This window comes from Trinickia sp. HAY1-2D (genome assembly GCF_056754935.1).
On sequence record NZ_JBPGWX010000002.1, the window covers coordinates 2,071,599 to 2,096,782 of the forward strand.

Below are 25,184 nucleotides of genomic sequence, written 5' to 3' on the forward strand. Positions count from 1 at the left end.
ACAGGATGATAGCAGAGTCGCTCCAGCCTCATTTCGCGGGCGGCCGCCGCGTTTCCCACGTCGTTTCCCTGGTTTTCTGCACGCCTTCCCACAGGCCGTTCAGATAGACCGCTCCGAGGGCACGATCGTAGAGGCCGTAGCCCGCGCGGCCGGTTTCGCCCCAGATCATGCGTCCATGGTCCGGTCGTGCATACCCGTCGAAACCGACTTCGAAATACGCCTTGACGATCTCGGCCATATCGAGCGAACCGTCGGCCGACCGGTGAGACGTTTCGTGAAAATCGCCGGCCGCGTTCGTATGAACGTTGCGCAGGTGGGCGAAATGAATGCGTCCCCGGGCACCGAACTCGCGCACGAGCGAAGGGATATCGTTGCGGGCGTCGGCGCCGAGCGAGCCCGAACACAGTGTCAAGCCGTTGGCCGGGTCGTCGACGATTGCGAGCACGCGTGCGAGATCGTCGCGGTTCTTGACGATGCGAGGCAGACCAAAAATCGGGCGCGGGGGGTCGTCGGGATGGATGGCCATCTTGATGCCGGCCTCCTTCGCGACGGGCACGACCGCGCGCAGGAAATAGGCGAGATTGGCCCACAAGCCCGACTCGTCGAGTGCGGCATACTCGGCCAGCAGCGCCTTCAGTTCGTCGGGCCGGTAGCTCGTATCCCAGCCCGGCAGTGCGATACCTTGGCCGATGTCGAGCGCGTCGACCTGCCGCGCGTCGAAAGCGAGCGTCGTGGAGCCGTCGGGCAACCGCATGTCGAGCGACGTGCGTGTCCAGTCGAAAACGGGCATGAAGTTGTAACAGACCACCTCGATGCCGCAAGCGGCAAGATTGCGCAAGCTCTGGCCGTAGTTCTCGATGAGCCGGTCGCGCGACGGCTTGCCGAGCTTGATGTCCTCGTGAACCGGCACGCTCTCGATGACTTCGAGCTTAAGGCCGTGCGCCTCGATCGTGTCTTTCAGCGCGCGGATCTTTTCGAGGGGCCAGATCTCGCCGACCGGAACGTCGTAGATCGCCGAGACGACCCCATACATCCCGGGAATCTGGCGAATGTAGGCGAGCGGCACGGGATCGCTCTCGCCGTACCAGCGAAACGTCATCTTCATGTTGGTTAGGAATCCTGGCTATTTCGAAACGAGCGGCAGTTCCTGCGCTCGTCACACTGGCAACGGCAAGTGCGGCTCAGGTAATGACGCCGACTTGCCAGGGCACGAATTCGTTTTGCCCATAACCCAAAAGCTCGCTCTTCGAACGCGTGCCCGACGCGCAGTCGAGCATCATGCGAAAGATCTTCTCGCCGAGTGCGTCGATCGTATCGGTGCCGTCCACGACACCTCCGCAGTTGATATCCATATCGTCCTCCTGCCGCTCCCAGAGGGCCGTGTTGGTCGCGAGCTTCAGCGACGGTGCGGGCGAACAGCCGTAGGCCGAGCCGCGTCCCGTCGTGAAGCAGATCAGGTTCGCACCCGAGGCCACCTGCCCGGTCGCCGAGACGGGGTCGTAGCCGGGCGAATCCATGAAGACGAAGCCCTTCGCGGTAATCGGCTCGCCATACTCATAGACTTCGACGAGGTTCGTCGTGCCGCCTTTCGCGACCGCGCCCAATGATTTTTCGAGGATCGTCGTCAATCCGCCCGCCTTGTTGCCGGCCGAGGGATTGTTGTCGAGCGCGGCGTGGTTGCGCGCGCAATACTCCTGCCACCACGCAATACGCGCCAGGAGCTTTTCTCCGACTTCCCGGCTCACCGCGCGGCGCGTCAGCAAATGTTCTGCGCCGTAGATCTCCGGTGTTTCCGAGAGGATCGCCGTCCCGCCGTGCCGCACGAGACGATCGACGGCCGCACCCAGGGCAGGGTTCGCGGAAATGCCGGAGTAGCCGTCCGAGCCACCGCATTGAAGCCCGACGACGAGATGCGCTGCCGGCACGCTCACACGCGTGGCCCGATTCGCGTCGCCGAGCATCTCGCGCACCATCGCAATGCCGCGTTCGACCGTCTTGCGGGTGCCCCCGCTGTCCTGGATCGTGAAGCTGCGCAGCTTGGGCGCATCGCCGCGCAGACCACCGGCTTGCAGTACGCCCTCGATCTGGTTCGTCTCGCAACCGAGTCCCACGAAGAGCACCGATGCGAAGTTCGGATGGAGAGCGTAGCCCGCCAATGTGCGCCGCAAGATGCCGATGCCTTCGCCATGCATATCGATGCCGCAGCCGAGCCCGTGCGTGAGCGCGACCACGCCGTCGACGTTGGGATAGTCGGCCAGTGCCTCGGGATGGACGTCGCGCCGGAAATGGTCGGCGATGGCGCGGGCCACCGTGGCCGAGCAGTTGACGCTCGTCAGGATGCCGATGTAGTTGCGCGTGGCAACGCGGCCGTCGTCCCGGCGAATGCCCATGAAGCTGGCGGGTTCGGGGACATAGGCGGTCGGATGGACATCTGCGCCGAATGCGTGCTCGCGCGCGAATTCGGCCATGCCGAGGTTATGGACATGCACATGCTGCCCGCGCGCGATGTCCTCGCGCGCCACGCCGATGACCTGGTTGTAGCGTTTGACCGGCGCGCCCGCGGCGATGGCGCGCGTGGCGATCTTGTGGCCGGGCGGGATCAGCCCCGACACCACGAGGTCTTCGCTCGCGATGCGCGCGCCGGACATCAGCTGACGCGTGGCGATGACGACATCGTCGTTCGGATGAAGGCGGATCACGAGGTGATCCTGAGAAGCGAGTGAAGACATGGCATGCCTCGAATGACGAATGACCGGTGCGCGTGCGAGCTCAAACCGCGGAGCGCGCGCCGGCGTCGACGCTGCGTGCGTCGGGTTCGACCGGCAGCGGCTCGATTTTGCCGACGATCACCAGATAGCTGAATGCGCCGAGAAAGCAGAATCCGCCGGCCACGACGAGCGGGATCGTGAACGAGCCCTTGGTCATCGCGACCATCACGCCTGTGAACGTCGTGATGACGATGCCGGCCAGGTTCGATGCGAAGTTCTGGATCCCGCCGATCGAAGCGACGTGTCGCGGAGTGGGCGCGACGTCGGCCGGCAGGGACCAGATGCTGGCCGCGGCGAAGGCCAGGCTGCCGTATGCGATGCCGAAGAACGCAAGCATCAGATAGACGTTCGATGTGAGCGTCGAAAGCGTGATGACCGACGACATCAGCATACCGCCGACCATGCAGGTCTTGCGCGCCGCCGTGAGGCTCCAGCCGCGGCGATAGAGCGCGTCGGACACGAGGCCGCCGATCCAGCCGCCCGGAATTGCCATCAGCGCCGGGATCATCCCCAGCGTGCCGAGCGACTTGAGCGAGAAGCCCCGCGTTTGCACGAGGTAGCTCGGAAACCAGGTGATGAAGAAGTAGATGACGAAGTTCAAGCAGAAAAAGCCGAGCATCATGCCCCAGAGCGTGCGGTGCTTGAACAGCGACGCCCAGGTGACCTCGTTGCCCGTCTGGGCCGGCGCTTCGTAGACGGCGTCATGTTCGCCCGTCATGTCGGCATGCGCGGGGCTGCGATAGATGACGAACCAGCCCACGATCCAGAGTGCGCCGAGCGCGCCCGTGATGACGAACGCGGCTTTCCAACCGAGCGTGCCGATGATGAGCGCGACGACGGGGATCGACAGTGCCGATCCCACGCGCGAGCCGCTATCGAAGATGCTCGTGGCGAGCGCCCGCTCGCTGGGCCGGAACCATTGGCTCACGAGTTTGGCGCACGAAGGGTAGGCGCCGGCTTCACCGATGCCGAGCAGCAGGCGGCAGCCGAACATGCCGGCCACGCTCGTGACGCCCGCCGTCGCGGCGGTGAAAATCGACCACCAGCCGACCGCGAGCGGCAAGGCGATGCGCGCGCCGACGCGATCGACGAACCAGCCGAACGGAATTTGCATCAATGCGTAGGTCCAGAAAAATCCGCTCAGAATGAGCCCCATCTGTGCCGGTCCGATGCCGAGCGCCTTTTCGATTTCAGGCGCGGCGACCGCAAGATTGGCGCGATCGATGTAATTCACGGCGATCGCTAGAAAGCACAACAAAATCACGACCCAACGCATTTTCCTCATTGCTTGTCTCCTGGTTGCTTGCCGGAGCGGGTGCTTTGTGCCCGCTCCAGTGATATGAATACTGGCTTTGAAACGAGACGGCGGCGGCGACTCAAACTGCGGTGGCCGTACGCAGTGCTTCGTTGAGCCGCGGTTGCGCCAGCCCGAGGCCGAGTTCGGCGGCCATCGCGACGACGGGGCGCAAGCGCCGCTCCTTCTTTTCGCCGTGATTGCGGGCGATATCGGCGAGCCGGTGGTCGAGAAACGGATTCAGGAACCGCTCGCGCACGTCCTCCAGATACCGGCGTGCCGCTTCGCCCTGGCCCTGCGCATCGAACACCGGCAGCACTTCGTCACGCCAGACGGATTCGAGATCGGCGCGCAAGGCGGCGTCGCGCATCGCATGCAGCGTGTTTTCGTCGGCGGGGCGCCCGTCGGTTTGCCAACGCTCGGCGAGATAGGTATGCCCGAGGTTCAGCAGGAACAACTTCAAGCTCTCGTAGCGGTGCAACTCGTCAGTGACGATCATGGCGTCGTGCTCGCACGGCAGTACCATGCCCGCGCGCCGCTCGATCGCCCAAAGGGCGTAAGGTTCGGCGATGGCGCCGACGGGCCGGATCGGCTCGGAGACGATGCGGTCGACGAGTGAATTCACCCAGACGCAAGTCTCTTCGATATAGCGCACGAATGCGGCATCGGCATGCCATTGCCGCGCGAGGCCGGCGACGAGCGCGCGCAGCGTATCGCCGTTCTGGCTGACGAGCTCGCACGGGAGCAATGTGAGCGGCGCGCCTGAGGCCGCGAAGCGCGCATGCAGCAGCACGGCGAGTTTGGCCGCGAAACCGCGCGGCACGCGAGTCTCGTCGTGCAGCAGTTCCGCTGTGTCCTCGTCGTCGCATCGATAGCCGCTGTCGCCGGTGTTCGAGATCACGACGCGCGCATCGCGGACGAAGCGCTCGCGCACCGTCGCCCAGTCGCTATTGGCATCGAGCGCTTCGTCGACGGCATCGCATTCGATCGTCGTGTCGACGACGGTCTCGCGTTGCAGCCCGCGCACTCGAACGGGATAGCGCTTCGCGGCGCGCAACGCTTCGATTCGTGCACGGCTTTCGGGATTGCTCGTCGTCTGGACCACGGTGACATGGCCCAGTGCACGACCCGTTTTCAACGCCTCGGAGATGAACAGATCGGCATGCGCTTGCAAAAAGCGACTCGTGCCGAATTGAAGAATCGGATTACCCATTATCGATGACGGTGGAGTTTCAGCAGGCAACGAGGGCTTTGATGACGCCGGCGTTCGGATCGAGCAGCTTCGGAAACGTCTCCGGCAGCTCGGCAAGCGTCAGCCGGTGCGTGTTGAGGGCTTCCGTCGGAATCTTGCCCGCGCGCATGGCGTCGAGCACAGTCTCGAAATCGGCCGGCGTCGCGTTGCGGCTTGCCAACAGCGTTGTCTCGCGCTTATGGAATTCAGGATCCGAGAAAGAAATCCGATCCCGCACGATCGAGATCAACACATACTTGCCGCCGTGCGCGACGAATTCGAGCCCGCGCTCCATGGCTTTGATATTGCCCGTCGCGTCGAAGACGACGTCGAAGAACTCATCGCCGGTGACCTGCGCGAGCGCCTTTGCGTCCGTAGCCGCCTCGCTCGTATCGAGCAGCACCGTGTGGTCCGCGTGCAGCGCCTTCGAACAGACCTCGAGCCGGTCTGCGCGGCCATCGAGCACGGTGACTTGCGCGCCGCGAAGCTTGGCGAAAATCGATGCGGCCATGCCGATCGGCCCCGCGCCGACGACGAGGACGCGTTGTCCGTGCTTCACCTCGGCACGCGCCGCGGCATGGGCGCCGATCGCGAGAAATTCGAGCATCGCGGCCTGATCGAGCGTCACGCCGTCGGCCTTGAAGACGAAGCCCTGGGGCACGGCGAGATATTCGGTCATCCCGCCGTCCGCATGAACCCCGAGCACACGGATGTTCACGCAGCAGTTGGTCTTGCCTGCACGGCACGCGACGCAGTGGCCGCAGGACAGATAAGGCATCACATAGACCTGGTCGCCGGCCTTGACCGACGCGCTCGCAGGCGCGGATTCGACGATGCCGGCCAATTCGTGGCCCATCACGCGCGGATAGGCGAGGTAAGGCTGGTTGCCGGTAAAGATGTGCAGGTCGGTACCGCACACGCCCACTCGCTTGATACGGATCAGGACGTCGTCCGGGCCGGCTTCGGGCCGCGGGCGCTCGGAAACTGTAAGCTTGCCCGGTTGTTCGCAAATGACGGTTTTCATCGAAGGCAGAAGGGTTAGGGGACGGATTGCCGCCGAACTCGGCGGGCTGTGCGGCGACCTGCTAAGAGACATTTGGCCTTACCAGCGTGCAAAATATAAAAATTGAATGAATTGGTCAAGCCAATTTTGCGGGGACGCCTTTCGTCTGTTAAATACTCCGAGGTGCCCGTCGAGGGTATGTGCCGAGGTGCGGCTTCGATTTACAATCGCGGCTCGTTGGCGGGCGCTGGAGTCCGCCGGGGTCTCATCGACAGGATGTACACGTGGCAGCCAAACCCGCCGAGACGCGTCGTCTTTATCTTCAGATTGCCGACAAGCTGCGTGCATTGATGGAGCAGCCTGATTTCGCGCGCAATGGGCGATTGCCGCCCGAGCGGGAACTGGCCGAGCGGCTCGGTGTATCGCGCCCCACGGTACGCGAGGCGCTCGTCGCGCTGGAACTCGAGGGGCGCGTCGAGATTCGCATGGGCTCGGGCGTCTACGTTTGCGCAACACAGGGCGAAGCACCGAGCGCCGTACCGAACGAGGATGAGCTCGGCGACAGCCTCGTCGACAACATGGCGGCTCGCTCGCTCATCGAGGGGGCGATCGTCGCGAGCGTGGCGCCGTTTGCGAAGCCGAAAGCACTCAAGGCGCTGCGGGCCATTTACGACGACATGGCGCGCGAGGTCGCTGCGGGGCAAATACCGATCGGCCCCGATCGTGCGTTTCATGCGGCAATCGCGCAAATGTCCGGCAACGAGGTGTTGATTCGACTGATTGCATCGCTCTTCGACGAGCGGCACAGTCCGCTTTCGACGAAATTGCGGGATCACTTCGAAAACGACGGCACATGGCGCGCGGCGCTGGGCGAGCACAAGGAGATTCTCGAAGCGCTCGAGGCGCGCGACCCGGTACAGGCGCAAGCAGCGATGCAACGCCATATCAAAGCATCGCTCGAGCGCGTGATGGCGCAGCGCAAGCAGGGGTGATATCGCCTGGGCGGCATCGCCTGTGCGGGCGGCGATTTTGCGCGGGACGCTCGTCGCGCGGCGCACACGGATATGCATGCCGTGCGCGTGCATTCGGTTTGCGGATTGCTTCTTCGTACATTCGATTCTTCGGATGCGGCCGATCGCTATGCTGCATGTACTTGTTCGCGCTTCAGGAGAATCGTTATGTCTTCGCTGTTCGTTTCTGCGGAATCCACCGGATCTCATCCGTGCTCCGGTCAAGATGAGTCTGGCGTGAACCGACCGCGGACAACCCCGGTGGGAGCGCGCGAATTGGCGGCTTTCGGTAGATTGGCCCCTCTGTACCGATTTGCCGTTACGCGTTCCGGTGAAGTAGTTGATTGCGAGGCTGAACGCTCCGCGGGTCTTGTGTGTGTGCCGCTTCGTTCACATGTGCCGACGACGAGCTTCGTGACAACGGAAGCCATCGACTATCGCGCGTTGCTGCATTCGGTCAGGCAACACGGTAAGGAGCCCGGTCCCGCCATGAGCGAAGAGTTTTCGACGGTGATGAGGGTCGTGCGGGCGCTCATGACGGAGCAAGACGGCAAGCCTCCATCCCCGGGGCAGCGCGAGCAATGCGCCTTGCTGTTGGACGCCGTCAGCTCATGGTCGAAGCAGCCCCCCGACATGATGCACGCCAATATCGAGCGGGCGCTCATGGAGTGTTCAACGCTGCCCTACGATGCTCGCGCGATGCTGTTGGGCGCGATCGTGAAGTGGGACCTGTCACGTCTCCCAGAGGCCGTCCAGGCCGGCGACTATTATCGCCTGGACCGGATGATCGACTCGCTGACGGGCAACGCGCGGTTCGAATTGTCGGGGCGCCTCTGCGTGCCTCTCCGAACGTTCGACGCTGAAGCACGACGGCGCTCATGGGTAGGCGTTTCTGGATCGACGCTTGGCATCCCGCCTCGCGAAACAGCCCCGAAAGCGATATCCCGATAGCCGTCGCCAGAAAAGCGGAGCGGCAGATGGTAAGGAATCCGAACGACCGAAATGCCGACGCGGGCGCGCGACCACACGTCAGCATTCGCGCCGCTGCCGCTTACTGCCAGAACTCCGACATTTCGATATTGCGCAAATCGAAGACGAGCACTTCGGCATCGCGCCCGTTGCTGAAGCTCAGATTGCGCTCATCGCGCAAACGCATCCCGTCGCCTTCGCCGAGCACTTGTCCGTTGACCGTTACGCTGCCGCGCGCGACATGGACGTAAGCGAAGCGGTGCTCGTCCAACGTCAGTTGCGCCGCTTCGTCGCCGTCGAAGAGCCCGGCATAAACACGCGCATCCTGGCGTAGCTCCAGGGATTCCTGCGCGCCGTCGGGCGAGAGGATCAACCGCAGCTTGCCGCGTTTTTCCGCCGGCTCGAACGTGCGCTGTTGATAGCGCGGCTCGGCGCCGTTGCGCGCGGTGGCGATCCAAACCTGCAGAAAATGCACCCGCTCCGAGGGCGAGGGATTGAACTCGCTGTGCAGCACGCCGGTACCCGCGCTCATCAATTGGACATCGCCGGGGCGAATGACCGACCCCGTGCCCAGCGAATCCTGATGTTCGAGCGCGCCCTCCAGGACATACGAGAAGATCTCGACATCGCGGTGCGGATGCTTGCCGAAGCCCCGGCCGGGCATCACGCGATCGTCGTTGATGACGAGGAGATCGGAGAAGCCCATCTGCTCGGGATCGTAATAGCCGGCGAACGAGAATGAGTGGCGCGAGCTGAGCCATCCGTGTTCGGCGCGTCCGCGCTCGTTGGCATTTCTGATTTCAACCATGTCGACCTCCGTCAAATCGTTAGTCCGGCAGCGGACGCTCCGCCGCCGTTCACCGTAACGACAGTCTAGGTCAACCTGGATATGCAAAATCATGTGAAAATGAGACTCACTGTCACGTCATGGTGGACATTTGCATGCAATTCGATGACCTCCGCATTTTTGTTGCCACCGTCGATGCGCGGAACTTCACGTCGGCGGCCAATCGCCTACAGCTTTCGAAGCAGTTCGTGAGCCGCCGGGTCATGGCGCTGGAGTCGTCGCTCGGCGTGCGGTTGCTCGTGCGCAACACGCGCAAGCTGGCAGTGACGGATCTCGGCCAGGACTTGTACGAACGCGCGAAACGGATTCTTGCCGAAGTGGCGGATGCGCAAGCGGCGCTGTCGCTCGGGCGAACGCGGCCGCGCGGTCTCCTGCGCGTGAGCGCGCCGCTGTCGTTCAGCACCGCCCACCTATCGCCGCTCGTCGCGGACTTCATGCGCGCGAACCCCGATGTGCGCATTGATATCGAGCTGAGCGACCGCACGGTCGACGTGATCGGCGACGGCTTCGATATGGCCCTGCGCATCGGCACGTTGTCGGATTCGACGCTGATCGCTCAGCAGCTTGCCGAAATACGGATGATCGCCTGCTGCTCGCCACGCTATCGCCCGGCCGAGCGTTTGCCGGCGACCCCCGCCGATCTCGCCCGTCATGCCTGTCTGCTTTATGGGCGGGAAGGGGGGACCGGATGGACGCTGACCGTCGGCGGCGAAAAGCGCGTTTTCGAGGTCAGTGGACCGTTGCGTGCCGACAATGGCGAAGTCGTTCGCGATGCGGCCATTGCCGGCCTCGGGATTGCACTGTTGCCGGCGTTCATCGTTTCCCCGGCGCTGGCGAGCGGGGCACTCGTGGAAGTCCTTTCCGAATTCGCCGCGCCCTCGCTCGCGCTCTATGCGGTCTACCCGCGGCATCGCGAGCACTCGATCACGGTGCGCTCGTTCACGCAGTTCCTGCGTCAGCGTTTCGCGCGCGGGTTGGGGCAGCAATAAGCCCGTGCGCCGCATGCGATGTGTCAGCCAGCGGCAAGCGCGCTCGCGAGCGGCCCATGCGATAATGCCGCACATCTCTTTCCAGCCGGGCCGCGCAGTCGATCGAACCGCAACGTTTTTCGTCGCTGTCTCCTCGTGCTCATCCGGCCTCGCAGCCCTCGTGAAAAATTTCGTTGTCCCAATCGATGCGCTCGCTTCGTTCGACGAGATCGTCGACGTGCGAACGCCGCTCGAATTCGCCGAAGACCATATCCCGGGCGCAGTGAGCGCGCCCGTGTTGAGCAATGAAGAGCGCGTCATCGTCGGGACGCTGTACAAACAATCTCCATTCGAAGCGACGCGGCTCGGCGCCGCCATGGTCGCGCGCAACATCGCCCATCATCTGGAAACGACGTTCGCCGATCGTCCGCGCAACTGGCGTCCGCTCGTCTATTGCTGGCGCGGAGGCAAACGCTCGGGGTCGATGACGACATGGTTCAACCTGATCGGCTGGCAGGCGCGGCAGCTCGACGGCGGCTACAAGGCTTACCGTCAGCGGGTGCTCGACGATCTGGAACGATGGCCGTCGCGCTTTCGCTATGTTGCGTTGACGGGGCACACCGGTACGGGCAAGACGCGGCTGCTGCATGCGCTTGCCGAGGCGGGTGCGCAGGTGCTCGATCTCGAAGGCCTGGCGCGGCATCGCGGCTCTTTGCTCGGCGCGCTGCCGGGCGAGCCCCAGCCGACCCAGAAGGCGTTCGATACGGCGCTCGTGGCGGCGTTCTCGCGCTTGAGTCCGGAGCGGCCTGTGTTCATCGAGGCGGAAAGCCGCCGCATCGGTCAGATCACGTTGCCGAGTTCGCTGCTCGATGCGTTTCACGCGGGGCGATGTGTGCGCGTGTGCACGCCGTTGCCGATCCGAGTGAAATTCCTGCTGGAGGATTACGGACATCTCTTCGATACGCCGCAATACTTCAAGGACCAACTCGTGCGTCTCGTCGGACTCCACAGCCGTCAGACGGTCGAGCATTGGCATGCGCTCGTCGATGCGAACGAACGCGAGCGGCTTTTCACCGAACTGGTCGAGGCGCACTACGATCCGGCCTATGCACGCAGCAGCCTGCGTTCGTTCGGCAATATCGATCATGCGCTCCCGTTTTCATTCGATCCTTGCTCGTCGACGCAAGTGGAACAGGCGCGCGAACTGATTTCGCGTATCGACGCGGAACCGCTGCCCGCGGGCTCGCCGGCGCCAACCCCCGATGCGCGGACCGAGCGGACCGACGCCGCGCGCAACCCGCGGCACGGCGCGCCGGCCAATCTTGCCGACAGTTGAGGAGCGCCGGGGACGGCGCCCGTCCGCGTGTGTCGCTTGGACGGATGGCCTGCGCATGTTGAGACGGTGCGGAACAGCCGCCGTCCGAATCGTGAATCGTCATGCAGGGAAAGACATCCGCGGGCGAATCGGTTAAAATCCCGCGCTTACGCTTCGGGGCGTTCGCACCGTGTGCATCGTGCACACACCACGGGTGCGATGCCTCGGTGTGCCGGATATCGGAGCACGCATCGCGCGCGCGTCCGGCTGCGAGGATGGCGAAATTGGTAGACGCACCAGGTTTAGGTCCTGACGCCCGCAAGGGTGTAGGGGTTCGAGTCCCCTTCCTCGCACCACTTCTTTTTCGTTCACCGGCCAGGCTTTTGCCACAGGCACCCGGCCTCGGCTCGACGCCTTCACTCGGCGAGACATGAACACCATCCACGACACGATGCACGGCACCGATCGGCCCGTACGCACGGCTATCGTCGGTGCCGGCGCGATCGGCGGAGCCCTTGCGATCGCACTGGCCCAGGCGGGGCACGCGGTCAGCGTGCTTGCGCGCGGTGCGACGCTTGCGGCTATTCGCCAACATGGCATCCGCATGGTGGACGCCGCCGCCGCGAGCGACACCGGGCGGGCCGCAACGGTCCGCGCGAGCGACGACCCGAGCGAGCTCGGCGAGCAGGATTTCGTCGTCATCGCGCTCAAGGCGCAGGCATTGCCTGCCGCGGCGGCAGCGCTTGCGCCGCTCGTTGGCGCGTGCACGGCCGTGGTGAGTGCGACCAACGGATTGCCGTGGTGGTTTCTCGACGGTATGGATACGCCGCTTGCCGACAGCCGCCTCGAAGCCGTCGATCCGAGTGGTTGCATCGGTCGTATCTTGCCCGCGGCACGCTCGATCGGCTGCGTCGTCCACCTCTCGGCGTCGACCGACGCGCCCGGCATCGTCCGGCGCGCAAAAGGCAACCGTCTCATCGTCGGTGCCGCTCAGGCGGCGCTCGGCCCGAGCGCCGCCGCCTTCGCGCAAGCGCTGCGCGAAGGCGGGTTCGACGCCGAATGCACCGATAGGATCCGCGGCGACATCTGGGCGAAACTCTGGGGCAACATGAATATGAACCCGTTGAGCGCGCTGACCGGCTCGACGGCCGATCGTCTGCTCGACGATCCCTACACGCACGCGCTCACCGTGCGCATGATGGAGGAAGCCGCCGCGATCGGCGGCAAATTGGGCTTGTCGAGCGGCATGACGATCGAAGCGCGTCTCGCCGTCACGCGCGAGCTCGGCGCATTCAAGACTTCGATGTTGCAGGACATGGAGGCGGGCAGGCCGCTCGAGATCGGCCCGATTCTAGGGGTGTTTCCCGAACTGGGCCGCAAGCTCGGCGTGCCGACGCCGTTTTGCGACGCTGTGCTCGGCTTGCTGCGTCAGCGCGCCGCATCGAGCGGCCTCTGAAGTTCCCGGCCGGCGTCGTTCGCCGCGTCCGCCCCGATTCGTTCCGTCTGCTTTCAGCGCTTTGCAGCCTGTCGCTCGCCGCGGTCATTCACGCTCGGCGAGCGCATTCGCGATCACCTTGTCGAGCACACGGCCGAGGCTGGCTTTTTCCGCATCGTCGAGACATGCGAAAAGCTCCGCGTTCCATTTGCGCGCAATCGGCATGACCTTGCGATACAGCGCCCGGCCTTCGCTCGTCAGAGAAACGAGCACGACGCGCCCGTCCTCGCTGCTGGCCTCCCGCCGAACGAGTCCGCGCTGGATTAGCGCTTCCGCGGCGCGGCTCGCCTGACTTTTGTCGAGATTGGCGCGCCGCGCGAGATCCATGATCGAAAACGGACCGAAGGAGCCGACCGCCGCGATGACGCGCGCCTCGGGCAGCGTGATATCGAGCTTGGCATGGTAGCGTTCGCTGATGCCGCGATCGGACAGTTTGTTGAGCACGTGCATGCGGTAGGTCAAAAACTGCTCGAGCCCGAGTTTGGCGGCGGCCTTCATAGCGGTCCTTTTGGTTATCGGCACAGTGAGGCGAAGCCCGCGCGGGCACCGCGCGCGAGGTTCATGCGCCGTATTTTATGCGCGTCAGTTGTTCGGCCGCGTTGGCGAGCAGCATTGCGGCATCGCGGATCGCCGCTTCCAGCGTGATCGGGCCGGGTGCCGGCGAGAAGCAGCCATCGAAATGCGCGGACAAGTGCGCGAGCGCCGACGGATCGACGGCGCCCGACAGCAGCGAGGCGGGCACCCCCGCGGCGCGCGCGTGCTGGCAGGCGATGAACGGCGCTTTGCCCCGCAACGTTTGCGTATCGGAACGGCCTTCGCCGGTAATGAGCCAGTTCGCTCCGTTCAGCGCCGCATCGAGTCCCTGTTGAACCGCCACGACTTCCGCGCCGGGTTGGAACTGTGCGCCGAGCATATGCAGCGCGAAGCCGAGGCCGCCTGCCGCACCGGCGCCGGGCAGCGCGCGTGCGGTCCGGCCCAGAGCCGTTTCGAGCATCGCCGCGAAGCGTTCGAGCACGGCATCGAGCGGCGCGACCTGAGCGGGCGCGACGCCTTTTTGCGGACCGAAGACGGCCGTGGCACCTTGCTCGCCCGAGAGCGGATTGTCGACGTCGGACATGGCGACGAACGAGACTTCGCGAAGCCGCGCATCGAGCCCGGTCACATCGATGCGCGCGAGGCGTGCGAGCGATTCGGGCGTCGGCTCGAGCTCGCGCCCCTCGGCGTCGAGCAGGACCAGCCCAAGGCCCACGAGCAGGCCTGCGCCGGCGTCGTTGGTGCTGCTGCCGCCGAGCGCGACGAAAAACCGGCGCACGCCGAGGTCGAGCAGCGAACGAATCGCCTCACCCATGCCGCGCGTGCTGCGCGCCTCGACGGGCGTGCGCATCGCGACCGCATCGGTGATGCCGACGATCTCCGCGGTCTCGACGATCGCGCTGCCGTCGGGCAAGAGCCCGAGCGCCGCCTCGCGCACTGCGCCGGCTGCGCCGCTCACTTGCACGACGCGGCGTTCGCCGCCGTGAGCGAGCATGGCGTCGAGCGTGCCTTCACCGCCATCGGCCATCGGCGCGAGGCGAACGACGGCGTCGGGTCGTGCGCGCTTGATGCCGGCGGCGATGGCTGCGGCCACGGCCTGCGCGCTCAGCGATCCTTTGAACGAATCGGGCGCGATGACGACGACCGGGGCGGGCGAGAGGTTGGGCATGACGTCTCCTGTCAGTTTTTTTCATGTGCCGGGCGAGCGGGCCGCCAGCGTCGGTCGACAGCATATCAGCGCCCCGGCGCCGACGGGTAGCCGGCGGCGGACGCGGGACATTCGAAGCGGCGCGCGCGAGCAGACGCGATATATCCTGAAATGTGCCTTGAAAAACCGCGATTCGGGGCTTGCTTGACCAATAATTTGCTAGAATGCTCGATTCTTCCGATCCAACCCGTGCCGTCGCCTCCCTGCAGGCATGCGGGCACGGAGCAGGGCGACGCGCGCGTCGGGCCGAAAAGGTGATGCGGCGCCTTTTTGCGAGAGATGCGCCGCCCCTGGCACGGAGAAGGTAACCCGATTCGCTAGATCAATTTAGGACGATTGAAGCCATGGCTAACGTTGTTGAAAACCTCGGCAAGCTGGAACGCCGCGTGACCATTTCCCTGCCGAAGGAAGCGGTGCAAAAGGAAATCGAGTCGCGTATCCGTCAGATTGCGAAGAACGTGCGCATGCCGGGCTTTCGCCCCGGCAAGGTGCCGCTCAAGATGGTGACGCAGCAGTATGCGGGGCAGGTCGAGGCGGAAGTGTTGAGCGACAAGGTCGGCAAGCAGTTCTTCGACATCAGCCGTGCCGAGAATCTGCGCGTCGCGGGCCAGCCGAGCTTCAGCCCGAAAGAGGGCACGGGCGAGGAGGCCTACGCGTTCGATGCGACGTTCGAGGTCTACCCGGAAGTGAAGCTCGGCGATTTGTCGACCGCGAAGGTCGAACGCTCGGTCACGACGATCGCGGACGCGGAAGTCGACCGCACGCTCGACATTCTGCGCAAGCAGCGCGTGCACTACCATGCGCGTGGCGAGGCGGGCGAGCACGGTGACGGCGGCGGCGATCAAGCTGCCCAAACCGGCGACCGGGTGACTGTCGATTTCGTCGGCAAGCTCGATGGCGAGCCGTTCCAGGGCGGCAGTGCCGAAGACTTTGCGTTCGTGCTGGGCGAGGGCCGCATGCTGCCCGAATTCGAGCAGGCCGCAACGGGCTTGAAAGTCGGCGAAACGCGCGAATTCGACTTGAAATTCCCGGACGACTATCACGGCAAGGAAGTGGCCGGCAAGACGGCGCAGTTCACGATCACGATGAAAAAGGTCGAATGGCCGCATCAGCCGGAAGTCGACGCGGAATTCGCCAAATCGCTCGGCATTGCCGACGGCGATTTGACGAAGATGCGCGCCGAGATCAAGGAGAACCTCGAGCGCGAGGCCAAGCGCCGGACGCAGGCCATCGTCAAGAATCAGGTGATGGACGCGCTGCTCTCCATTTCCGAACTCGAAGTTCCGAAGGCACTGATCGAGCAGGATCAAGAGCGGCTCGTCGAAATGGCGCGCCAGGACTTGACGCAGCGCGGCGTGCCGAATGCGGCGAACGCCCCGATCCCGGCGGAAATGTTCAAGGAGCAGGCCGAGCGTCGCGTCAAGCTGGGCCTCGTGCTGGCGGAACTCGTGAAGGCCAACGGCCTCGAGGCGAAGCCCGAGCAGATCCGCGCCGAGGTCGAGGAATTCGCCAAGAGCTACGAGGACCCGAAAGAAGTCATCCGCTGGTATTATTCGAACCAGCAGCGTCTGGCCGAAATGGAAGCGTACGTCGTGGAAAGCAACGTCGTCGAATTCGTGCTCGGCAAGGCGCAGGTGACGGACAAGGAAGTTAGCTTCGAAGCACTGGCAAGCGCCTCGGCGCAAGCGTAAGGTCTCGCCGCGAACGGCGTGCGGGCTGTCGGAGCGACGGCCGCACGCCGTTTTTGCTGACGGGTGCGCGTTCCCGGTGCCGTTGCCATCCAAGACCTATTCCGAAAAGGAACCATTGCATGACCTTTCGCGCTCAATTGCTGGACACCTTGGCCTCGAACGCGCCGCGGGATCTCGAGACGCAGGCGCTCGGCCTCGTCCCGATCGTCGTGGAAACGAGCGGCCGGGGCGAGCGTTCGTACGACATCTATTCGCGGCTGCTGAAGGAGCGTGTCGTCTTCATGGTCGGCGAAGTCAACGATCAGACGGCGAATCTGGTGGTCGCACAGCTGCTGTTCCTCGAAAGCGAAAACCCGGATAAGGACATCAGCCTCTACATCAACAGTCCGGGTGGGTCGGTGTCGGCCGGCATGGCGATCTACGATACGATGCAGTTCATCAAGCCGGACGTTTCGACGCTGTGCATGGGTCTTGCGGCGAGCATGGGCGCATTCCTGCTGGCCTCCGGTGCCAAGGGCAAGCGCTTCGCGCTGCCGAACGCACGGGTCATGATCCATCAGCCGCTCGGCGGCGCGCGCGGCCAGGCTTCCGATATCGAAATCCAGGCACGCGAAATTCTTTACCTGAAAGACCGGTTGAATCATTTGCTCGCGCACCACACCGGTCAGCCCGTGGAACGTATCGCCCGCGACACCGACCGTGACAATTTCATGTCGGGGGAGGACGCCCAGGCTTACGGCCTCGTCGACCAGGTGCTGCAAAAGCGCCCCTAAATCGTGACGGACCATCTCGCGGCAGCCGGCATTCTTTCGCTCGTAGGTGCGGATGCCGGCTCAAGCGATGCTATAAATGGTCGATAATAAAGTTCAGGGCGTCGACGGCGGAGACGCCGCCCCATGTTTCGTCTGTAGAATCCGACCCTAAAGTCGAAAGCCGACGAACAGCGTACCTAGTTTTTCGAGTGTCCGGAGGCTCGTATATCCATGGCGGACAAAAAAGGTTCGAACAGCGAAAAGCTGTTGTATTGCTCGTTTTGCGGCAAAAGCCAGCATGAGGTGAAAAAGCTCATTGCGGGCCCGTCGGTGTTCATCTGCGATGAGTGCATCGACCTGTGCAACGAGATCATTCGCGACGAAGCCGCGGGCGCAGGCACGGACGCAGGCTTGTCCAGATCCGACCTGCCGAGTCCGCAAGAAATTCGCGATATTCTCGATCAATACGTGATTGGTCAGGAACGGGCGAAAAAGATCCTGGCCGTGGCGGTGTACAACCACTACAAGCGGCTCAAGCACCTCGACAAGAAGGACGACATCGAGCTCTCGAAGAGCAATATCCTGCTGATCGGGCCCACGGGCTCGGGCAAGACGTTGCTCGCCCAGACGCTCGCGCGGCTGCTGAACGTACCGTTCGTCATTGCGGACGCGACGACGCTGACCGAAGCGGGCTACGTCGGCGAGGATGTCGAGAACATCATTCAAAAGTTGCTGCAAAACTGCAACTACGAAGTCGAGAAGGCTCAGCGCGGCATCGTTTATATCGACGAGATCGACAAGATCAGCCGTAAGTCCGACAACCCGTCCATCACGCGCGACGTGTCTGGCGAGGGCGTGCAGCAGGCATTGCTCAAGCTCGTCGAGGGCACGATGGCATCGGTGCCGCCGCAGGGCGGCCGCAAGCACCCGAACCAGGATTTCATCCAGGTCGATACGACCAACATCCTGTTCGTTTGCGGTGGCGCCTTCGACGGACTCGAGAAAGTCATCACGGACCGTACCGAAAAGACCGGTATCGGTTTCGGCGCGACCGTCAAGAGCAAGCAGGAGCGCGACGCGGGCGAGGTGCTGCGCGAAGTCGAGCCCGAGGATCTGATCAAATTCGGGTTGATTCCCGAGTTGATCGGCCGTCTGCCCGTCGTAGCGACGCTCGGCAAACTCGACGAAACGGCGCTGATGAAGATTCTCGTCGAACCGAAGAATGCGCTCGTCAAGCAGTACAACAAGCTTTTCGCGATGGAACGCGTTGAACTCGAGATTCGTCCCGCAGCGTTGCAAGCCGTGGCGCGCAAGGCAATCCGCCGCAAGACCGGCGCGCGTGGCCTTCGCTCGATTTTGGAACAGGCGTTGCTCGACGTGATGTACGAATTGCCGGCAATGAAAGGGGTCAGCAAGGTGATTATCGACGACAACGTAATCGAGGGCGACGGAAAGCCGCTGCTGATTTACGAGGAAGCCCCGAAGGTAGCGGGTTCCAACTGAGCGATGGACCTGCTGGGCCTAGGGTTTTCTTTGACATAGGCCGTTCATGGCGACGTGAACGGCTTTTTTCGTTTATCTTGTGGGTTAGCACTGACGACTTCGACACTTTCACTGAACTTTTTCCCACGCGCGAAGGCTTGCAATCGATGTAGCGGGCCTCAACTACCGAACGTTCTGAATCCACTAATGGGGAAATGAAATGTCAGGAACCCAACTCCTCCCTTCTGAGCGCACGACGCTCCCGCTGTTGCCCTTGCGAGATGTGGTTGTTTTCCCACATATGGTGATCCCCCTTTTCGTGGGGCGCCCGAAATCGATCAAGGCGCTCGAAGTGGCGATGGAGGGTGGCAAGCACATCATGCTTGTCGCACAAAAAACGGCGGCCAAGGACGAGCCGACCGAAAAGGACATGTACGAAGTAGGGTGTATCGCAAACATCCTGCAAATGCTCAAGCTGCCCGACGGCACCGTAAAAGTGCTCGTGGAGGGTTTGCAGCGTGCCAAGACGTTGACGATCGAAGAGCAGGAGACGCAGTTTTCCTGCGAAGTCATGCCGCTCGAACCCGACCATGCGGACAGCGCCGAGACGGAGGCGCTGCGCCGTGCGATCGTGTCGCAGTTCGACCAGTACGTGAAACTCAACAAAAAGATTCCGCCCGAGATTCTCACGTCGCTTGCCGGTATCGATGAAGCGGGGCGTCTGGCCGATACGATTGCCGCGCACTTGCCGCTCAAGCTCGATCAAAAGCAGCACATTCTCGAGATGTTCCCGGTCGTGGAACGGCTCGAGCACCTGCTTGCCCAGCTCGAAGCTGAAATCGACATCCTTCAGGTCGAAAAGCGCATCCGTGGGCGCGTCAAGCGTCAGATGGAGAAGAGCCAGCGCGAGTACTACCTGAACGAACAGGTCAAGGCGATCCAGAAGGAACTTGGCGAAGGCGAAGAGGGTGCCGATCTCGAAGAGCTGGAAAAGCGCATCGAAGCCGCACGCATGCCGAAGGAAGCCAAGAAGAAGGCCGATTCGGAACTCAAGAAGCTCAAGCTGATGTCGCCGATGTCGGCCGAAGCGACGGTGGTGCGCAACTACATCGATACGCTCATCGGGCTGCCGTGGCGCAAGAAGAGCAAGGTCAACAATGACCTCTCGAACGCAGAGCGCGTGCTCGATGAAGATCACTTCGGCCTCGAAAAGGTCAAAGAGCGGATTCTCGAGTATCTCGCGGTCCAACAGCGCGTCGACAAGGTGAAAGCGCCGATCCTGTGCCTCGTGGGGCCGCCGGGGGTAGGTAAGACTTCGCTCGGTCAGTCGATCGCGCGTGCGACGAACCGTAAGTTCGTGCGCATGGCGCTGGGCGGCGTGCGTGACGAAGCCGAGATCCGCGGCCATCGCCGTACTTATATCGGTTCGATGCCGGGCAAGATTCTGCAGAGCTTGACGAAGGTCGGCGTGCGCAATCCGCTCTTCCTGCTCGACGAAGTCGACAAGATGGGCATGGATTTCCGCGGCGATCCGTCGTCGGCGTTGCTGGAAGTGCTCGACCCCGAGCAGAACCACACGTTCGCAGATCACTATGTCGAAGTGGACTTCGATCTGTCGGATGTGATGTTCGTGGCGACATCGAACTCGCTCAATATTCCGCCTCCGTTGCTCGACCGGATGGAAGTGATCCGCTTGTCGGGTTACACCGAGGACGAAAAAGTCAGCATCGCGCAGCGTTATCTGCTGCCGAAGCAAAAGAAGAACAACGGCTTGAAGGAAGGCGAGATCGAGGTTGCGGAGCAGGCGATTCGCGACATCATTCGTTACTACACGCGCGAAGCGGGCGTGCGTTCGCTCGAGCGTGAAATATCGAAGATCTGCCGCAAAGTCGTGAAGATGCTGCTGCTGAAAAAGGCGGAGGGTGCGGTCAAGGTCGAGGGCAGCAACCTCGATACGTTCCTCGGCGTGCGCAAGTACGACTTCGGTTTGGCGGCCAAGCAGAATCAGACTGGCCAGGTGACGGGTCTGGCTTGGACGGAAGTCGGTGGCGATCTGCTGACGATCGAAGCCGCGGTCATGCCCGGCAAGGGCAACGTCATTCGCACGGGTTCGCTCGGCGATGTGATGAAGGAGTCGGTCGAGGCTGCGCGTTCGGTGGTCCGCTCTCGCTCGCGGCGTCTCGGGGTCAAGGACGAGGCGTTCGAGAAGCAGGATATCCACATCCACGTGCCGGAAGGCGCGACACCGAAGGACGGTCCGTCCGCCGGTATCGCGATGACGACGGCGCTGGTGTCGGTGCTCACGGGTATCCCGGTGCGGGCCGATGTCGCGATGACGGGCGAGATCACGCTGCGTGGCGAAGTACTGCCGATCGGCGGGCTCAAGGAGAAGATGCTGGCGGCACACCGCGGTGGCATCAAGCTCGTGTTGATCCCCGAGGAAAACGTCAAGGATCTGACCGAGATTCCCGACAACGTGAAGAACTCGATCGAGATCGTGCCGGTCAGGTGGATCGACAAGGTGTTGGAGCTTGCGCTGGAGCGGGTGCCTGAGGCCCTGCCGGAAGAAGAGCCGAAGGCTGAGCCCGTTGCCGAAGCGGCGAAGGATGCGGCTACGACGGAAGTCGTCAAGCATTGAAAGATGACGGCCGCAGATAAGCGGCTGTGAAAAGCCGCGAGAGGCGTGCAATGCGCTTCTCGCGGCTTTTTGCGCCCGGTAGGGCGCATCAACCTGGAGGTGAGAACCTTTGAAAGTTTCTCGTCTTGTTATCTTCTCATTGCTGCTGGGACATCAAGTAGCGTTTTCACAGAGCATCGATTGCACGTCGAATCAGCTTGATATCCGGCAAATCGCGGGCGATGCCCCCGGTATGAGCAAATCCAATGCTTTTTTTGCCATCCTGAATGTTGGGAAAAAGCCTTGCAGGCTCAGTGCGCAACTTGTCAGGGTGGGTGAAGAAGCGTTGAGGGTAAGCTTTCACGACAACACCCCGGTTGATTTCGTCCTTCCTCCTGTGCGCGAGAAACGCTTTATTCATGCCAAAGACGTGATTGGCTTCAACGTCAGTAACGATAGCGCCAGCGGCCCGACAAGACATATCGGTGCGCTTCATTTTGAATTTCAAAACGGAGATTCCTTTACTGCCGACTATGCCGGATACGACACAGCGCCTTTCACTCCTCAGGCGCAAATCATTCCGTTTTTCGCCTGGCAGGTTTTTCAGGGCGATCAATGCCTGACGCCGCAAGGCAAAGCTCTTTCCTTTGTCGAAAACCCGGAAATCGACACACGGAAACGGCTGTCGTGCGGCTAGCAAAACCTTCCGCATCCGGCGCAACCCTGGTTGACACTCCAGTTTCGGCCATCTTTAATGGGCCAGCGCAGCATCGCCTGTGCTTTCTTTCGAGCACTTTACGGTGCTCTCACAACTGCAGCCCAACAATCATCATCGGGGACTCGGATGAACAAGACGGAATTGATCGACCACATTGCAGAACAAGCAGACCTGTCGAAGGCGGCGGCCGGACGGGCGCTCGAGGCCGTGATCGGCGGCGTCAAAAGCGTGTTGAAAAAGGGCGGCTCGGTGACGTTGGTCGGTTTTGGCACGTTCGCCGTCGGCAAGCGCACGGCGCGCACGGGCCGCAACCCGCGCACGGGCGCAGCCATCAAGATCAAGGCAGCTAAGGTTCCGAAATTCAAGCCTGGCAAAGCGCTGAAAGATGCGCTAAACTAGCGGGCTCGTTGGCTGGCAAGCGTTGAGTCGTACGGCTACCAGTCGACGGATGTAGCGCGAACGGGTGCTTAGCTCAGTTGGTAGAGCGGCGCCCTTACAAGGCGTAGGTCGGGAGTTCGAGCCTCTCAGCACCCACCATTTTCCGTTTCGCGATTCGCTTTCAGGCAGTTCCGCAGTGACCTACCGCGGTGGCCTGCCGCAGTAGCCTGTGTAATACCGAAGACCCGCACAGCTTTTAGCTCTGCGGGTTTTTTGTCGTCCTTCAGGCGCCCGGGCACGTCCGCCGGCTGCCTCCTGTATCTGGGCTCTTGTCGTTCAATCTCGTCGCCAGGGGGACGAGTCGGAGCGCCTCGTAGCGTCAACCGCCCTCGGCGCACCGAGGGCGAACGGTATAACGCTCGGTGAGCGTCGACACTGAGCTCAAACCGGTGCTGTCTGAGTGGGCACGACGGTAGGCTGAATCGGCTCCGCGGTCGGCTGCGCGGGACCCGCTCCCACTTGCGCTTGCACATTGCCTAAGTAGCTACCGGCATACCCCTTCGCCAGGGTCAGCGGCGCATTGACGGTTGCCGTCGTCGCCTTTTCCATCACCTTCTTGGCGATGCCGTCGGACATCGAGTCGAACTTGACCTTATGCCCTCCGATGCCGTCCAATGCTTCGCCCAAGCTGCCGAGTCCGCCTTCGGCCATCGACTGCGTGAAGTTGAAGATGCCCGGCGTCGGATTGCCTTCCAATCTCGACTTCATATTGTTCATCGCGCTAACGGCATAGTATTGCGCTGCCTGAACGGGCATGTTCATGCCTGCGGTCGCCGCTTTTTCAATCAGCGTCTTGGCGAGACCGTCGCGCATGGCAATCTTCGCCTCCGGCCCGGCGATGTCGCCCACGGCTTGGGCCGCCATACTCAGGCCCGCTTCTTCGAGCGCCTTCTTCAGGTTACCTCCGTCGAGCACCGTGCGGGCAATGTTCATCGCTTGCGATTCGCCCTCGAGTACCGCCGATCCCATGTCCGCCAACTCGCCGATACCCGGAATGAAGCTGAGTGCGCCAAGCGCCGTCGCGCCCCAGTCGAGCACCATCGATCCGATCTTCAGCCCTTCGTCGAGTGCATGCATCAGTGCGCCGCCGTTGTGTTTCGGCGTCTTGATGTTCGGCTGATCGGCGGTTCCCATCATCATGTCGGCCACGGCATCCTGATCGGCGGCCGTTTTCGGTGCATGCGTCACCGGCTTTTGCACTGTCCGGTTGGCCGCGGACATGTTGTCGTAGAAGTGCTTGAAGTCATCGTTGCTGATGTTGCCCGAATCGACCGTATGCCCGCCGCCGAAATTGAAGAACCCGTGATGGGTTTTGTAGCCCGTGATCGAGTTGTTGAGCACGCCGAACAGCAATGGGTCCGAAAGCAACTGAGACGCGGCTTGCTTGACCTTCGGATCGAGGCTCTTGTCGTTGACCATGCTCGTGAGTTTGTCGCGCGTGAGGTCGCCGTCGCCGAAGAAGGCCTTCTGATTCTTGTTGATGGTGTCGAGCGTATTCAATTCGTCCTGCGTCATGTGCATCGACGATGACGCGGCTTGCAGAAAATCAGCCGTGCTCATCTCGTCGTTGCCGCCGGACACCTGCTTCCATTGATCCGGGTGGTCGATGAAGTATTTGGCGGCCGCAATGACCTGGGGCGGCGTCTTTCCGGTCTTCGCGTCGCCGTCCACGATCTGCTTGAAATCGGCCAAGCCCAGATTCTTCGGCAAATTGTCGGAATAGCGATAGAGCTCTCGCATGGCATCGCTTTCCGTCATTTCCGACGGTTGAACGTTTCCGGTGGCGTCGGATGGGATGTAATTCTGCTCGTAACTGCTCGCCTGATCCTCTTTGAACGACGCGACCTGCGGGTGGTTGGCCGAGAAACTCGAGAGGTCGCCAGCCTTGATTTTTCCGCCGCACCGGCCATCGCCTTGCGAACCGATCGCATAGAACAGCTGGGGGTCGTTCTGCAATCCCTGGATCGCGGCCTTCAGGTCCGGAGGGGTGGAAGGATCGTTGGCCTTGTCCTGCAGCGATCCCCAGCTCAGTGGGCATTGATCCTTGTGACGGTCGAGCACGGATACGATTTGCAACTCGGTGTTGCTCAGCGTCCCGCTGTTCCAGGTCAGATTCGAAGACCCGGGTGGCGCGTTTTCCATGATCTTCTGTGCGGACAGGCCGCCGAAAACACCGCCGCCGTGCCCGGATGCAATGTTGTCCAGCAACGCCTTGTAGGCCGCATTCGAGTCGCCTTGCGGATTGGCTGACGGGTCGGCCGGCATCTGGCCGTTGGGCTGTGCCGCCTGGCTGTCTTGGCCGCGTGACTTTTTGTCGTCGGATTCGGTATCGCTGCCTACGAGCGTGCCCAGGGAGTTGGACAGCATCTTCTCCAACTCCGTGTAGACGTTTTGCAGCACGGGATCCGATACTTGGCCGGCAACGCCGGCGCCGACGAACGCAGCGCCGCCGGCGGCCGCCCCGGCGGCCCCCGAGCCGAGCAGTCCTTGGCCCGGAAGGCGTCGCTTCGTCGTGCCGTCAGGGGCGGGCGACGTTGGAAGCTCGGATGTTCGATTCGACGAGGAGGTATGACTCAAGGGCATGGGGAGCCTCTTCTGTTCAAGATTGAGACCGTGACGGAAATCCGCGCGCGTGGCGCTCATGCGGGTCGCAGCGCGTAGCCCGCGGAAACGTAATCGGCGTGGACAGACAACAACTCGTTCAGCAAGAGCGTAGAGCGCGCTTGCGCGTTTTCAGGCAAATGTTGACGAAAACGAGTCGCCGCCCACGAAATGAACGAGTGCTGCCGTTGTGACCGGCGAGAGGACGGCCTTGATCAGGGGACGACGCGCAGCATGGAGAACA

At 62.6% G+C, this 25,184-nt stretch carries 20 protein-coding genes and 2 tRNA genes; 13 read left to right on the forward strand and 9 right to left on the reverse strand.

Annotated elements, in window-relative coordinates; translation table 11 throughout:
* Positions 1-28: 28 nt before the first annotated feature.
* The 5 genes from uxuA to ACR9ZC_RS16845 form a co-directional block, all read right to left on the reverse strand.
* Positions 29-1,105, reverse strand: coding sequence for a mannonate dehydratase (gene uxuA / locus ACR9ZC_RS16825; protein ID WP_481581167.1), 1,077 nt, complete (start codon positions 1,103-1,105; stop codon positions 29-31).
* Between the two features lie 76 nt (positions 1,106-1,181).
* Positions 1,182-2,729 (reverse strand): UxaA family hydrolase, encoded by a 1,548-nt coding sequence (locus ACR9ZC_RS16830; protein WP_481581168.1) that lies wholly within the window; start codon positions 2,727-2,729, stop codon positions 1,182-1,184.
* A 40-nt stretch (positions 2,730-2,769) separates the two neighbouring features.
* Positions 2,770-4,053: an MFS transporter gene (locus ACR9ZC_RS16835; protein ID WP_481581169.1), complete on the reverse strand. Its 1,284-nt coding sequence runs from the start codon at positions 4,051-4,053 to the stop codon at positions 2,770-2,772.
* 91 nt (positions 4,054-4,144) lie between these two features.
* The gene (locus tag ACR9ZC_RS16840) at positions 4,145-5,275 is read right to left on the reverse strand and encodes a mannitol dehydrogenase family protein (protein WP_481581170.1); all 1,131 of its coding nucleotides are present in this window, start codon (positions 5,273-5,275) and stop codon (positions 4,145-4,147) included.
* 19 nt (positions 5,276-5,294) lie between these two features.
* Positions 5,295-6,317, reverse strand: a complete 1,023-nt coding sequence (locus tag ACR9ZC_RS16845; protein WP_481581171.1) for a zinc-binding alcohol dehydrogenase family protein — start codon at positions 6,315-6,317, stop codon at positions 5,295-5,297.
* A 263-nt stretch (positions 6,318-6,580) separates the two neighbouring features.
* Between ACR9ZC_RS16845 and ACR9ZC_RS16850 the strand changes: the two genes are divergently transcribed.
* On the forward strand, positions 6,581-7,288 hold the full coding sequence (locus tag ACR9ZC_RS16850) for a FadR/GntR family transcriptional regulator (RefSeq protein ID WP_481581172.1): 708 nt from the start codon (positions 6,581-6,583) through the stop codon (positions 7,286-7,288).
* 432 nt (positions 7,289-7,720) lie between these two features.
* A complete protein-coding gene (locus tag ACR9ZC_RS16855) occupies positions 7,721-8,257 on the forward strand; it encodes a hypothetical protein (RefSeq protein ID WP_481581173.1) in 537 nt (178 codons plus the stop codon).
* A gap of 100 nt (positions 8,258-8,357) precedes the next feature.
* Here the strand turns inward: ACR9ZC_RS16855 and ACR9ZC_RS16860 are convergent, their stop codons facing one another.
* Entirely contained in the window at positions 8,358-9,083 is a 726-nt protein-coding gene (locus ACR9ZC_RS16860) for a pirin family protein (protein WP_481581174.1), read from the reverse strand.
* A 134-nt stretch (positions 9,084-9,217) separates the two neighbouring features.
* On the opposite strand from ACR9ZC_RS16860, the gene ACR9ZC_RS16865 reads away from it, so the two are divergent.
* From ACR9ZC_RS16865 to ACR9ZC_RS16880, 4 genes are all read left to right on the forward strand, one after another.
* Positions 9,218-10,111: a LysR family transcriptional regulator gene (locus ACR9ZC_RS16865; RefSeq protein ID WP_481581175.1), complete on the forward strand. Its 894-nt coding sequence runs from the start codon at positions 9,218-9,220 to the stop codon at positions 10,109-10,111.
* 160 nt (positions 10,112-10,271) lie between these two features.
* Complete coding sequence (gene mnmH / locus ACR9ZC_RS16870; RefSeq protein WP_481581176.1) at positions 10,272-11,426, forward strand: tRNA 2-selenouridine(34) synthase MnmH; 1,155 nt, start codon at positions 10,272-10,274, stop codon at positions 11,424-11,426.
* Positions 11,427-11,674: 248 nt separating this feature from the next.
* Positions 11,675-11,761: transfer RNA gene (locus ACR9ZC_RS16875), tRNA-Leu, on the forward strand.
* An 83-nt stretch (positions 11,762-11,844) separates the two neighbouring features.
* Positions 11,845-12,861: a 2-dehydropantoate 2-reductase gene (locus ACR9ZC_RS16880; RefSeq protein ID WP_481582694.1), complete on the forward strand. Its 1,017-nt coding sequence runs from the start codon at positions 11,845-11,847 to the stop codon at positions 12,859-12,861.
* An 84-nt stretch (positions 12,862-12,945) separates the two neighbouring features.
* Here the strand turns inward: ACR9ZC_RS16880 and ACR9ZC_RS16885 are convergent, their stop codons facing one another.
* Both ACR9ZC_RS16885 and ACR9ZC_RS16890 read right to left on the reverse strand, forming a co-directional pair.
* Entirely contained in the window at positions 12,946-13,398 is a 453-nt protein-coding gene (locus tag ACR9ZC_RS16885) for a MarR family winged helix-turn-helix transcriptional regulator (RefSeq protein WP_331572286.1), read from the reverse strand.
* Between the two features lie 61 nt (positions 13,399-13,459).
* Entirely contained in the window at positions 13,460-14,602 is a 1,143-nt protein-coding gene (locus ACR9ZC_RS16890) for a glycerate kinase (RefSeq protein WP_481581177.1), read from the reverse strand.
* 383 nt (positions 14,603-14,985) lie between these two features.
* On the opposite strand from ACR9ZC_RS16890, the gene tig reads away from it, so the two are divergent.
* The 7 genes from tig (at position 14,986) to ACR9ZC_RS16925 (ending at position 22,438) form a co-directional block, all read left to right on the forward strand.
* A complete protein-coding gene (gene tig, locus ACR9ZC_RS16895) occupies positions 14,986-16,332 on the forward strand; it encodes a trigger factor (protein WP_331572290.1) in 1,347 nt (448 codons plus the stop codon).
* Between the two features lie 119 nt (positions 16,333-16,451).
* Positions 16,452-17,105, forward strand: coding sequence for an ATP-dependent Clp endopeptidase proteolytic subunit ClpP (clpP, locus tag ACR9ZC_RS16900; protein WP_173260088.1), 654 nt, complete (start codon positions 16,452-16,454; stop codon positions 17,103-17,105).
* A 210-nt stretch (positions 17,106-17,315) separates the two neighbouring features.
* Positions 17,316-18,587, forward strand: a complete 1,272-nt coding sequence (gene clpX, locus ACR9ZC_RS16905) for an ATP-dependent Clp protease ATP-binding subunit ClpX (RefSeq protein WP_481581178.1) — start codon at positions 17,316-17,318, stop codon at positions 18,585-18,587.
* Positions 18,588-18,786: 199 nt separating this feature from the next.
* The gene (lon, locus tag ACR9ZC_RS16910) at positions 18,787-21,204 is read left to right on the forward strand and encodes an endopeptidase La (protein WP_481581179.1); all 2,418 of its coding nucleotides are present in this window, start codon (positions 18,787-18,789) and stop codon (positions 21,202-21,204) included.
* 109 nt (positions 21,205-21,313) lie between these two features.
* A complete protein-coding gene (locus ACR9ZC_RS16915; protein WP_481581180.1) occupies positions 21,314-21,880 on the forward strand; it encodes a hypothetical protein in 567 nt (188 codons plus the stop codon).
* Between the two features lie 147 nt (positions 21,881-22,027).
* Positions 22,028-22,300 (forward strand): HU family DNA-binding protein, encoded by a 273-nt coding sequence (locus ACR9ZC_RS16920; protein WP_173260119.1) that lies wholly within the window; start codon positions 22,028-22,030, stop codon positions 22,298-22,300.
* 62 nt (positions 22,301-22,362) lie between these two features.
* Positions 22,363-22,438, forward strand: a tRNA-Val gene (locus tag ACR9ZC_RS16925).
* 282 nt (positions 22,439-22,720) lie between these two features.
* Here ACR9ZC_RS16925 and ACR9ZC_RS16930 read toward each other — a convergent pair.
* Entirely contained in the window at positions 22,721-24,922 is a 2,202-nt protein-coding gene (locus tag ACR9ZC_RS16930) for an HrpF/NolX family T3SS translocon protein (RefSeq protein WP_481581181.1), read from the reverse strand.
* Between the last annotated feature and the right edge of the window lie 262 nt (positions 24,923-25,184).

What these genes read in the sequence shown, in the direction of transcription:
- uxuA (WP_481581167.1), bottom strand. Translation starts at nt 1,105, where the DNA reads ATGAAGATGACGTTTCGCTGGTACGGCGAGAGCGATCCCGTGCCGCTC.
- ACR9ZC_RS16830 (WP_481581168.1), bottom strand. Translation starts at nt 2,729, where the DNA reads ATGTCTTCACTCGCTTCTCAGGATCACCTCGTGATCCGCCTTCATCCG.
- ACR9ZC_RS16835 (WP_481581169.1), bottom strand. Translation starts at nt 4,053, where the DNA reads ATGAGGAAAATGCGTTGGGTCGTGATTTTGTTGTGCTTTCTAGCGATC.
- ACR9ZC_RS16840 (WP_481581170.1), bottom strand. Translation starts at nt 5,275, where the DNA reads ATGGGTAATCCGATTCTTCAATTCGGCACGAGTCGCTTTTTGCAAGCG.
- ACR9ZC_RS16845 (WP_481581171.1), bottom strand. Translation starts at nt 6,317, where the DNA reads ATGAAAACCGTCATTTGCGAACAACCGGGCAAGCTTACAGTTTCCGAG.
- ACR9ZC_RS16860 (WP_481581174.1), bottom strand. Translation starts at nt 9,083, where the DNA reads ATGGTTGAAATCAGAAATGCCAACGAGCGCGGACGCGCCGAACACGGA.
- ACR9ZC_RS16865 (WP_481581175.1), top strand. Translation starts at nt 9,218, where the DNA reads ATGCAATTCGATGACCTCCGCATTTTTGTTGCCACCGTCGATGCGCGG.
- ACR9ZC_RS16885 (WP_331572286.1), bottom strand. Translation starts at nt 13,398, where the DNA reads ATGAAGGCCGCCGCCAAACTCGGGCTCGAGCAGTTTTTGACCTACCGC.
- ACR9ZC_RS16890 (WP_481581177.1), bottom strand. Translation starts at nt 14,602, where the DNA reads ATGCCCAACCTCTCGCCCGCCCCGGTCGTCGTCATCGCGCCCGATTCG.
- tig (WP_331572290.1), top strand. Translation starts at nt 14,986, where the DNA reads ATGGCTAACGTTGTTGAAAACCTCGGCAAGCTGGAACGCCGCGTGACC.
- clpP (WP_173260088.1), top strand. Translation starts at nt 16,452, where the DNA reads ATGACCTTTCGCGCTCAATTGCTGGACACCTTGGCCTCGAACGCGCCG.
- clpX (WP_481581178.1), top strand. Translation starts at nt 17,316, where the DNA reads ATGGCGGACAAAAAAGGTTCGAACAGCGAAAAGCTGTTGTATTGCTCG.
- lon (WP_481581179.1), top strand. Translation starts at nt 18,787, where the DNA reads ATGTCAGGAACCCAACTCCTCCCTTCTGAGCGCACGACGCTCCCGCTG.
- ACR9ZC_RS16920 (WP_173260119.1), top strand. Translation starts at nt 22,028, where the DNA reads ATGAACAAGACGGAATTGATCGACCACATTGCAGAACAAGCAGACCTG.
- ACR9ZC_RS16930 (WP_481581181.1), bottom strand. Translation starts at nt 24,922, where the DNA reads ATGCCCTTGAGTCATACCTCCTCGTCGAATCGAACATCCGAGCTTCCA.